This window comes from Delftia sp. PX-1, assembly GCF_055797465.1.
The window spans coordinates 4,281,881-4,292,810 of sequence record NZ_CP184763.1 but is presented as its reverse complement, the minus strand read 5'-3'; the positions used below and the strand labels follow the sequence as shown (position 1 = coordinate 4,292,810).

The 10,930-nt window shown below is 69.6% G+C and carries 9 protein-coding genes; all 9 read left to right on the top strand.

Features of this window, described 5'->3' with window-relative positions; translation table 11 throughout:
• The first annotated feature begins 8 nt into the window (after positions 1–8).
• The 9 genes from ACN20X_RS19700 to ACN20X_RS19660 are packed head-to-tail and all read left to right on the top strand — an operon-like array spanning position 9 to position 10,861.
• On the top strand, positions 9–1,568 hold the full coding sequence (locus ACN20X_RS19700) for an aldehyde dehydrogenase family protein (protein ID WP_046985404.1): 1,560 nt from the start codon (positions 9–11) through the stop codon (positions 1,566–1,568).
• Positions 1,565–2,812 carry an ABC transporter substrate-binding protein gene (locus tag ACN20X_RS19695; RefSeq protein WP_016451526.1) on the top strand — a complete coding sequence of 416 codons (1,248 nt, stop codon included), beginning with the start codon at positions 1,565–1,567 and terminating at the stop codon, positions 2,810–2,812. Before ACN20X_RS19700 ends, ACN20X_RS19695 begins: the two co-directional genes overlap by 4 nt.
• A gap of 14 nt (positions 2,813–2,826) precedes the next feature.
• Positions 2,827–3,699 carry a carbohydrate ABC transporter permease gene (locus ACN20X_RS19690; RefSeq protein ID WP_016446303.1) on the top strand — a complete coding sequence of 291 codons (873 nt, stop codon included), beginning with the start codon at positions 2,827–2,829 and terminating at the stop codon, positions 3,697–3,699.
• The gene (locus ACN20X_RS19685) at positions 3,692–4,576 is read left to right on the top strand and encodes a carbohydrate ABC transporter permease (protein ID WP_473209775.1); all 885 of its coding nucleotides are present in this window, start codon (positions 3,692–3,694) and stop codon (positions 4,574–4,576) included. Before ACN20X_RS19690 ends, ACN20X_RS19685 begins: the two co-directional genes overlap by 8 nt.
• A 28-nt stretch (positions 4,577–4,604) precedes the next feature.
• Entirely contained in the window at positions 4,605–5,726 is a 1,122-nt protein-coding gene (locus tag ACN20X_RS19680) for an ABC transporter ATP-binding protein (protein WP_016446301.1), read from the top strand.
• Positions 5,723–7,258, top strand: coding sequence for a GMC family oxidoreductase (locus ACN20X_RS19675; protein WP_016451527.1), 1,536 nt, complete (start codon positions 5,723–5,725; stop codon positions 7,256–7,258). The genes ACN20X_RS19680 and ACN20X_RS19675 overlap by 4 nt, the downstream gene beginning before the upstream one ends.
• Positions 7,255–8,040, top strand: coding sequence for a 3-ketoacyl-ACP reductase (locus ACN20X_RS19670; RefSeq protein ID WP_016451528.1), 786 nt, complete (start codon positions 7,255–7,257; stop codon positions 8,038–8,040). The genes ACN20X_RS19675 and ACN20X_RS19670 overlap by 4 nt, the downstream gene beginning before the upstream one ends.
• 11 nt (positions 8,041–8,051) lie before the next feature.
• Positions 8,052–9,665: a GMC family oxidoreductase gene (locus ACN20X_RS19665; RefSeq protein ID WP_016451529.1), complete on the top strand. Its 1,614-nt coding sequence runs from the start codon at positions 8,052–8,054 to the stop codon at positions 9,663–9,665.
• Between the two features lie 14 nt (positions 9,666–9,679).
• On the top strand, positions 9,680–10,861 hold the full coding sequence (locus ACN20X_RS19660; RefSeq protein WP_473209774.1) for a dihydrodipicolinate synthase family protein: 1,182 nt from the start codon (positions 9,680–9,682) through the stop codon (positions 10,859–10,861).
• Positions 10,862–10,930: the final 69 nt, after the last annotated feature.

Genomic DNA, 10,930 nt, shown 5'->3' with positions numbered 1-10,930 from the left:
CCGCCACCATGACTGCCGCGAACCCGCCTCCAGCCCATGCACCTGCAGTGAATGCAGGGGCCATGGCCGGCCTCGTCCACAGGCCCCCGTTCCATGGCCGGCTGCTCATCGATGGCGCCTGGGCCGATGCGGCCGACGGCGCGACGCTGGAACGCCGCTCCCCGGCCCACGGCACCGTGGCCAGCATCCATGCGCGGGCCGGGCGGGCCGATGCCGCGCGTGCCATTGCCGCAGCACGCCGCGCTGCGGACCACGGGCCCTGGCCCCGCATGAAGGGTGCGCAGCGCGCCAGCGTGCTGCGTGCCGTGGCCGAACGCCTGCTGGACCGCAGGCAGGAATTGGCGCGGATGGAGACGCTGGAGACCGGCAAGCCGCTGGCCCAGTCGCTGGACGAGGTGGGCGCGGCGGCCGACCTGTGGCACTACGCCGCCGCGCTGGCGCGCAACCTGCATGGCGACAGCTATGACACGCTGGGCGAGCAGACGCTGGGTGTGGTGCTGCGCGAGCCGCTGGGCGTGGTCGGCATCGTCACGCCCTGGAACTTTCCCCTGCTCATCGTCAGCCAGAAGCTGCCCTTTGCGCTGGCCGCCGGCTGCACGGCCGTGGTCAAGCCGGCCGAGGAAACATCGGCCACCACGCTGATGCTGGGCGAGATCCTCATGAACGCCGGCCTGCCGCCCGGTGCCGTCAACATCCTGCCAGGCGGCGGTGGCGCTGTCGGCGAGGTCCTGGCCGCGCACCCGGACATCGACATGCTGTCCTTCACGGGCTCCACGGAAACAGGCCGGAAGGTGGCCGCAGCATCGGCGCAGACGCTCAAGAAGCTGTCTCTGGAGCTGGGCGGCAAGAACCCCCAGATCGTCTTTGCCGACTGCGACTTCGAGGCGGCCGTCGATGCCACGGTGCTGGGCATGCACTTCAATGCCGGCCAGTGCTGCAACAGCGGCAGCCGCGTGCTGGTGCAGGCGGCCATCGCCGAGCGCTTCGTGGTCGCCGTGGCCGAGCGCGCTCGGCAGGTGCGCGTGGGCGATCCGCTGGACCAGGGCGTGCAGGTGGGCGCCATCACCACGCAGCGCCAGCTGGACGCCATCCTCACCCACATCGAGGCCGCGCGCCAGGCCGGCGCCCGCGTGGTGCTGGGCGGCGGCCGCATGGCGCGCCCGGGCCTGTATGTGGAGCCCACGGTGCTGGCCGGCGTGACGCCGGACATGGCCATTGCCAGGCAGGAGGTCTTCGGGCCCGTGCTCGCGGTGCTGGTCTTCGAGGACCTGGACGATGCGATCGACCTGGCCAACGCCACGCTCTACGGCCTGTCGGCCGCCGTCTGGAGCCGTGACTTCAGCACCTGCCTGGCGGCGGCGCGGCGCATCAAGGCCGGCACGGTCTGGGTCAATACCTTCCTCGAAGGCCATGCCGAGCTGCCTTTCGGCGGCTACCGCCGAAGCGGCCTGGGCCGAGAGCTGGGCCGCCGTGCCGCCGAGGACTACACCCAGGCCAAGACCCTGCACATGCACCTGGGTGCGCGCAGCCACTGGTATCTGCCCATCCACGAAGGAGACACGGCATGAAGCGGCCACTGACTGCCATGGCGCTGGCCATGGCCTTTGCCACACCGCCGGCCGCCATGGCCGGGCAGAGCGTCGAGGTCCTGCACTGGTGGACCGCTGGCGGCGAGGCCGCCGCGCTGAACCTGCTCAAGAGCGGGCTGGAAAAGCAGGGCGTGCGCTGGAACGACATGCCCGTGGCCGGTGGCGGCGGCGAGGCGGCCATGACGGCGGTGCGCGCCCGCGTGACCTCGGGCAACCCGCCCACGGCGGTGCAGATGCTGGGCTTCGACATCCTGGACTGGGGCGGCCAGGGCGTGGTCGCCGACCTGGATGCCCTGGCCGCGCGCGAGGGCTGGGACAAGAGCGTGCCGCAGGAGGTGCAGAAATTCTCGCGCTACCAGGGCCGCTGGATCGCGGCGCCGGTCAACATCCATTCGACCAACTGGCTGTGGGCCAACCGGCAGGTGCTGGCCCAGGCGGGCGTGACGGCCGAGCCAGCGAGCTTTGACGAGTTCATCGCGGCGGCGCGCAAGGTGCGCCAGGCCGGCTTCATCGCCATCGCCCATGGCGGCCAGCCCTGGCAGGAGGCCATCGTGTTCGACAGCGTGGCCCTGTCCACGGGCGGCGCCGACTACTACCGCAAGGCCTTCATCGAGCGCGATCCGGCCACCATCCGGTCGGCGACCACGCGCAAGGTATTCCAGCGCATGGCGCAGATCCGCAGCCTGGTGGACAAGGATTTTTCAGGGCGCGACTGGAACGTGGCCTCGGGCATGGTCATCGCCGGCAAGGCGGGCTTCCAGATCATGGGCGACTGGGCCAAGGGCGAGTTCCTCAACGCCGGCAAGCAGCCCGGCAAGGACTTTGCCTGCTACCGCTTCCCGGGCACCCAGGGCATGGTGGCCTTCAGTTCCGACCAGTTCGTGATGTTCAGGCTGTCCGACGCGGGCAAGGCGGCCGCTCAGCGCAAGCTGGCGGCCGCCATCATGGAGCCGGCCTTTCAGTCGGCGTTCAATGTCGTCAAGGGTGCGGCGCCTGCGCGCCTGGACGTGGCGGATACGGCCTTCGACGAATGCGGCAAAAAGGCCATCCGCGACGTGGCCGAGGCCGATGGCCGGCGCAGCATGCTGGGCTCCATTGCGCTGGGCCATGCGACGGCCGCATCGGCCAAGAACGCCATCTATGACGTGGTCACGCGCCACTTCAACGGCCAGATCGACGATGCCAGGGCCGTGGCCGAGCTGGCCTCGGCCCTGGCCGACTGATGGAGCACCCTGCCATGAAGGCCGGCTGGCTCCCCAGGCTGCTGCTCAGCCCCAGCGTGCTGCTCACGCTGGTGTGCGTGTACGGATGCATTCTGTTCACGGTCTATCTGTCGTTCACGGCATCGACCCTGCTGCCGCGCCATGAATGGGCCGGCACCGCTGCCTACACGCGGCTGCTGGGGCTGGAGAACTGGAAGATCTCGGCGAACAACCTCGCGGTGTTCGCCAGCCTCTACATCGCCATTGCCATGGCGCTGGGCCTGGTACTGGCCATCCTGATCGACCAGAAGATCCGCGCCGAGGCCGTGCTGCGCTCCATCTTCCTGTACCCCATGGCCCTGTCCTTCATCGTCACGGGAACGGCGTGGAAATGGCTGCTCGACCCCGGCGTGGGCCTGGAAAAATCCATGCACCTGCTGGGCTGGCAGGGTTTTGCGTTCGGCTGGATCAAGGACGGCGACATGGCCATCTACTGCGTGGTCATCGCCGCTGTGTGGCAGACCAGCGGCTTTGCCATGGCCCTGTTCCTGGCGGGCCTGCGCGGGGTGGACTCCGAGCAGATCCATGCGGCGCGGCTCGATGGCGCGCGCACCTGGCAGGTCTACTGGCGCATCATCCTGCCGCAATTGGGGCCGGTTTTCGTATCGGCCTTCGTGATCCTGGCGCACATGGCCATCAAGTCCTATGACCTGGTGATTGCGCTGACCAATGGCGGGCCCGGCCGCTCGACCTGGCTGCCCTCGGTGTTCATGTACCAGTACTCGTTCACCCGCAACGAGATGGCCGTGGGCGCGGCCAGCTCGGTGCTGATGCTGCTGGCCGTGGGCGCCATCGTCCTGCCCTATCTCTGGGGCGCCATGCGCAGCGCAGGAGGTCGCCATGACTGACCTGCGCACACCCTGGTCCGTGACACGGCGGCTTCAGCCCTGGCGCGTGCTGCTGTATGCGGCGCTGGTCCTGCTGGCGGCGGTCTTCCTGCTGCCGGTCTATGTGATGCTGGCCAATTCGTTCAAGCCGCTCGACGAGATCCGCAGCGGCCACCTGCTGGCGCTGCCCGGCCAGTGGACGCTGGCGCCCTGGCGCAGCGCCTGGAGCACGGCGCAGATCGGCGTGCAGGCCACGGGGCTGCGGCCGTTCTTCCTCAATTCCTTCCTGGTGGCCGTGCCATCCGTGCTGCTGTCCACGGCCCTGGGCGCGCTCAACGGCTGCATCCTGACCCAGTTCCGTTTCCGGGGGGCGGACCTGCTGTTCGGCGCCATCTTGCTGTCGGTCTTCATTCCATTCCAGATCGTGCTGATCCCCATGGCCAAGATGCTGGGGGCGCTGGGCCTGGCGGGCAGCCTCAAGGGCCTGGTCTTCGTCAACACGGTGTACGGCATAGGCTTCACCACGCTGTTCTTTCGCAACTACTACGCGGCCTTCCCGGCCGAGCTGGTGCGCTCGGCGCGCATGGATGGCGCGGGGTTCTTCGGGCTGCTGTGGCGCGTGCTGCTGCCCAACAGCCTGCCCATCGTCGTGGTGGCCGCGATATGGCAGTTCACCAGCATCTGGAACGAGTTCCTGTTCGGCGCCTCGTTCAGCGATTTCAGCTCCTACCCGCTGACCGTGGCGCTGAACAACCTGGTCAACAGCAGCACCGGCGTCAAGGAATACAACGTCCACTTCGCGGGGGCGTTCATCGCGGCCTTGCCGACGCTGGCCGTGTACCTGGTGTCGGGCCGGTTCTTCGTGCGCGGGCTGATGGCCGGCGCCGTCAAAGGCTGATGCCCAGCATCTTGCAGTGAGGCATTCCATGGCATTCCTTGATCTCGACCGCATCCACAAGCGCTTCGGCGCGGCCAGCATCCTGCAGGACATCAGCATTGCCGTGCAGGAGGGCGAATTCCTGGTCCTCGTCGGCCCGTCGGGCTGTGGCAAGAGCACGCTGATGAACATCATCGCGGGCCTGGAGCCGCCCAGCGGCGGCCGTCTGGCGCTGGGCGGCCGCGACATCACCCACGCGGCGCCGGCCGAGCGCGACATCTCCATGGTGTTCCAGTCGTATGCGCTGTACCCCAACATGACCGTGGCGGGCAACATCGGCTTTCCGCTGGAGATGCGCAAGGTGGACAAGTCGCGGCGCCTTGCGCGGGTGCAGGAGGTGTCCAGGCTGCTGCAGATAGAGCACCTGCTGGGGCGCAAGCCGCGCCAGCTGTCGGGCGGCCAGCGCCAGCGCGTGGCCATAGGGCGGGCGCTGGCGCGCGAGCCGCAGCTCTACCTGTTCGACGAGCCGCTGTCCAACCTCGATGCCCAGCTGCGCGTGGACATGCGCGCCGAGATCAAGAAGCTGCATCAGCGCCTGGGCGCCACCATCATCTATGTCACGCACGACCAGATCGAGGCCATGACCCTGGCCACGCGCATCGCCGTCATGAAGGGCGGGGTGCTGCAGCAGCTGGGCACGCCGCAGCAGGTCTACAACCGGCCGGCCAACACCTTTGTGGCGGGCTTCATGGGGTCGCCGCGCATGAACCTGCTGCCTGCGCGCGTGGGTGAGTGGGCGGGTGAGGGGCAGGGCGGTCCCTTCCTCGATATCGGCGGCCAATCCCTGCCCCTGCCCCTGCCGCAGCCGCTGGCCACCGCGCTGCAGGGCCATGCGGGCCGCGAAGTCATTGCCGGCATACGTGCCGAGGCCGTGGGCCTGGCGCCCGAAGGCGTGCCGGCCGCCCCCGGCCAGGGCCTGGCCGAGGCCCGCGTCGAACTGCTGGAGCCCACCGGATCGGACACGCTGGCCCTGCTGGAGCTCGGTGGCCATGCGTTCACCGCGCGGCTGCCGCCCGATGCGCCGTTGCGCGCCGGGGACAGGGCACGCCTGCTGATCGACCTGTCTCGGCTGGTCTGCTTCGATGCCGCCACCCAGGCGCTGATCGCATGACCGCCATGGCGCACAACGGGCTGGACTGCGATGTGCTCATCATCGGCTCGGGCGTGGGCGGCTCGGCCGTGGCCCTGCAACTGGCGGGCAGCGGTGCGAACGTATGGGTGCTGGAGCGCGGCCCGGTGCTGCCGCGCGAGGCGCAGAACTGGGACATCGAGGCCGTCTTCGCCGAAAGACGCTACCAGACCGACGAGGTCTGGTACGCCAGCGGGCGGGCGTTTCGGCCCGGCATGTTCTATTTCGTGGGCGGGCACACCAAGTTCTACGGCACGGCCATGCTGCGCTTTCGGCAGCGCGATTTCGAGGCGGTGGAGCATGAGGAGGGCATCTCGCCCGCCTGGCCGCTGCGCTATGCCGATCTCGAACCCTGGTATGCCCTGGCCGAGCAGCTGTTCGGCGTGCGCGGCCAGGGCGGCGCCGACCCCACGGAGCCGCCGCGCAGCACGGCCTATGCCCATCCCCCGGTGCCGCACGAGCCGCTGCTTTCGCGCATCGAGCAGCGCTTGCGTGCCCAGGGCCTGCGGCCGTTTCCCATGCCCTGCGCCATCGACCTGGGACCGGGCGGGCACTGCCGGCGCTGCGCAAATTGCGACGCCGTGCCCTGCATGGTGGGGGCCAAGGGCGATGCCGAAACCTGCCTGCTGCGGCCTGCGCTGGCGCACCGCAATGTGCGGCTGCACACCGGCGTGCGCGTTCAGCGCCTGCTCACCGATGCGGGCGGGCGGCGCGTCGTCGCGGCGGAGGTGGTGGACGGCGGCGTGGCGCGCCGCATCACGGCGGGGCTGTTCGTGCTCAGTGCCGGCGCCATCAACTCGGCGGCCCTGCTGCTGCGCTCGGCCAATGCGCGGCATCCGCGCGGCCTGGCCAATGGCAGCGACGTGGTGGGCCGCCACTACATGACGCACAACACCACGGCCCTGATGGCATGGCACCCGTTCAGGCGCAACCGCACGCGCTTTCCCAAGACGCTGGCGCTGCACGACTTCTATTTCGGCGACGGCGCGGGCGGCCCGCCGCTGGGCAGCCTGCAACTGCTGGGAAAGATCCGCGAGCCCATGCTGCGTGCCGCCCTGCCGGGCACCCCGAGGTGGCTGCGCAGCGCGCTGGCCGAGCGCAGTGTGGACTGGTACGCGCAAAGCGAGGACCTGCCCCACCCCAGCAGCCGCGTCACGCTGCGCGCAGACGGAGCCATCGACCTGCACTGGCACCGCACCAACCTGCGCGCCCACCAGCGTTGGGTGGCGCGCTGCGCCCAGATACTGCGCGGCACCGGCTACCCGCTGGTGCTGTCGCGCGGCTTCGGCACCGAGGTGGTGTCGCACCAGTGCGGAACGGTGCGCCTTGGGAGTGATCCGGCCACCTCGGCGCTGGACCCGCAGTGCAAGGCCTGGGAGCTGGACAACCTGTATGTGGTCGATGCTGGATTCTTCCCGTCCTCGGCCGCAGTCAACCCCGCGCTGACCGTGGCGGCCCAGGCCCTGCGCGTGGGCAGTCACCTGCGTCACCACCTTCAGGAGCTGCTGCCATGAATCCGCAATCGACGGCACGGCGCCCCGTGGCCCTGGTCACCGGCGGCAGCCAGGGCATAGGCGCCGCCATTGCGCTGCAACTGGCGCACGACGGCTTTGACGTGGCCATCACCACGCTGCAGGACGATGGTGCCAGTGACGGCGCCAGCGTCGCGCAGATCCAGGCCTGCGGCGCGCGTGCGCTGCGTGTGCGCGGCGACCTGGCCGACGTGCACGACCACGCTCGTGTACTCGATGCGGTCTGCGCCTGGGGCGGTGTGCCGTCCTGCCTGGTCAACAACGCAGGCATGGGCTCGCCGCGCCGCGGCGATCTGCTGGACATCCGCGCCGAGGACTTCGACCGGGTGATGGCCACCAACCTGCGCGGCAGCTTCTTTTTCACGCAGGCCGTGGCGCAGCGCATGCTGGCTGCGCCTTCGGGCGCTGCGCGGTCCATCGTCACCGTGTCCTCGGTCAGCGGCGAGATGGCGTCGGTGGAGCGCGGCGAGTACTGCCTGTCCAAGGCCGGCCTGGGCATGCTGACGCGCCTGTTCGCGCTGCGCCTGGCGGCGCACGGCATTGGCGTGTTCGAGCTGCGCCCCGGCATCGTCCGCACGGCCATGACGGCGGGCGCTGCCGATCGGTACGACGGCCTGATCGCTGCGGGCCTTGTGCCCATGGGCCGCTGGGGCCGGCCCGAGGACGTGGCGCAGGCCGCCAGCGCGCTGGCCAGCGGCAGGCTGGCGTTTGCGACGGGGTCGGTGCTGCATGTGGATGGCGCGCTCTCCATCGCGCGGCTGTGAGGAGGATGACCATGGACAGCTATGACTACATCATCACGGGCGCGGGCTCGGCCGGCTGCGTGCTGGCCAACCGGCTGAGCGCCGACCCCTCGGTGCGCGTGCTGCTGCTGGAGGCCGGGGGCTGGGACTCGCATCTTCTGTACCACTGGCCTGCGGGCTTTGCGCGCATGACCCGGGGCCGGGGCTCCTGGGGATGGCAGACCGTGCCGCAGCGGCATCTGAACCAGCGCGTGCTGCGCTACACGCAGGCCAAGGTCATCGGTGGCGGCTCGACCATCAACGCCCAGCTGTACACGCGCGGCGCGCCGGCAGACTATGACGACTGGGAGCGCCTGGGTGGCGCCACGGGCTGGTCCTGGCGCGACGTGCTGCCGTACTTCAAGCGTTCGGAGAACAACCAGCGCTTTGCCAACGAGTACCACGGCTACGGCGGCCCGCTGGGCGTGTCCTGCCCCGTCAGCCCGCTGCCCATCTGCGAGGCCTTCTTCCAGGCCGGCCAGGAAATGGGCATGCCCTTCAACCCCGACTTCAACGGCGCCGCGCAGCAGGGCCTGGGCTACTACCAGCTCACGCAGTGGAATGCGCGCCGTGCGTCGGCCGCCACCGGCTTCATCGATCCGGTGCGCATGCGCCGCCCCAATCTGACCATCCAGCTGCAGACCCAGGCGCTGCGCGTGCTGGTGCAGGGCCGGCGCGCGGTTGGCGTGGAGGCGGTCTCGGGCACCAGCCGCACGCCTTTCAGCGTGCACGCCAGCCGCGAAGTCATCGTCTGCTCGGGCGCCATAGGCTCGCCCAGGCTGCTGATGCACTCCGGCATAGGCCCTGCCGACCATCTGCGCAGCGTGGGGCTTGCGCCTGTGCATGACCTCCCTGGTGTCGGCTCCAACCTGCAGGACCACCTGGACCTGTTCGTGATCGCCGAATGCACGGGCGACCACACCTACGACAAATACCGGCGCCCCTGGCACGCGGCCTGGGCGGGCCTGCAGTACCTGCTGCTCAAGAAAGGGCCGGCCGCCTCCAGCCTCTTCGAGACAGGGGGCTTCTGGTATGCCGACCCCGATGCGCTCGCGCGCTCGCCCGACATCCAGTTCCATCTGGGGCTGGGCTCGGGCATAGAAGCCGGAATGACCGGGCTGGAGAACGCGGGCGTGACGCTGAACACGGCCTACCTGCGCCCCCGCTCGCGTGGCACGGTCCGGCTCGCGGATGCAGACCCGGCGTCGGCGCCCTTGATCGATCCCAACTACTGGGCCGACCCCCATGACCGGGCCATGTCCATCAAGGGCCTGCGCCTTGCGCGCAAGCTGCTGTGCCAGCCAGCGCTGCGGCGCTACGTGCACGGCGAGGTATTGCCGGGCGGACATCGGGACAGCGATGCCGAGCTGTCTGACTACGCCTGCGCCCATGCCAAGACCGACCACCATCCCGTGGGCACCTGCCGCATGGGCCCCGAGCACGACCCGTACAGCGTGGTGACGCCGCAACTGCAGCTCATCGGCATGGAGGGGCTGCGCGTGGCCGATGCGTCCGTGATGCCCTTCATCCCCTCGTGCAACACCAACGCTCCCACCATCATGGTGGCCGAGAAGGCTGCCGACCACATCCTCGGCCGACTGGCTTGAGGCAGGAGACCCCCATGCAGATCCTCCTTCCCCGAAGCGACGGCCGTCTCGTGCCACTGGCCATGAAGGCCAGTCCCATCGCTCCCGCGGGCCCGGCCCCTGCCTTCAACCGCAGCGTCTACGCAGCGGCCCATGTGGTGATCGACCCGTTGGCAACCACGCATCCCTGGGATAGCCCGCCTGCCATCGATTGGGAGGCGACGCTGGCCTTCCGCGAGCATCTGTACCGCCTGGGCTTCAAGGTCGCCGAAGCCATGGACACGGCCCAGCGCGGCATGGGCCTGGACTGGCCATCGGCACGCGAACTCATCCAGCGCAGCGCGCGCCATGCGCGGGCAGTGGGCGGCCAGCTGGCCTGCGGCGCGGGCACCGACCAGCTGGCGGCGCAACCCGGGGTCACGCTGGCACAGGTCGAGGGGGCCTACCGCGAGCAGATGGACGTGGTGCAGGCCGAAGGCTGCCCCGTGGTCCTCATGGCCAGCCGCGCCCTGGTCCAGGCCGCGCGCGGCCCGCAGGACTATCTGCAACTCTATGACCGGCTGCTGGACGCTGCCGACCAGCCCGTGGTGCTGCACTGGCTGGGCGAGATGTTCGACCCTGCGCTGCGCGGCTACTGGGGCAGTACGGACCTGGCGCAGGCCCTTGATACCGTCGCCGCGCTGATCGCAGCGAAGGCGTCCAAGGTCGAAGGCATCAAGGTATCGCTGCTCGATGCGCAATGGGAGAGGGCGCTGCGCCGCAGGCTGCCTGCGGGCGTGAAGATGTACACGGGTGACGATTTCCACTACGCCGAACTCATGGCCGGCGATGGGACGGCAGCCGGTGAGGGCGGCCACTCCCACGGCCTGCTGGGCATCTTCGACCCCATCGCCCCGGTGGCGGCCGTGGCGCTGGCCGAACTGGCCCAGGGCCGCAGCGGGCGCTTCCGGGAACTGCTGGATCCCACGGTGGCGCTGTCGCGCGAGATTTTTTGCGCGCCCACGCGGCATTACAAGGCAGGCATCGTGTTCCTGGCCTGGCTCAATGGCCACCAGAAGCACTTCTCCATGGCCGGCGGAATGCAGTCTGCACGCGGGGCCGTGCACTTTGCCAAGGTGTTCGAGCTGGCCGATGCCTGCGGTGCGCTGGCCGACCCGGAACGGGCCAGCGCGCGCATGAAAAGCTATCTGTCGGTGGCCTGTGGCGTCGAGGCTTGAAGCAGGATTGCCCGGATCTTGCCCGTCTTCTCCAGGCCGGCTGCTCACACCGCACTCACTCCACGCTCA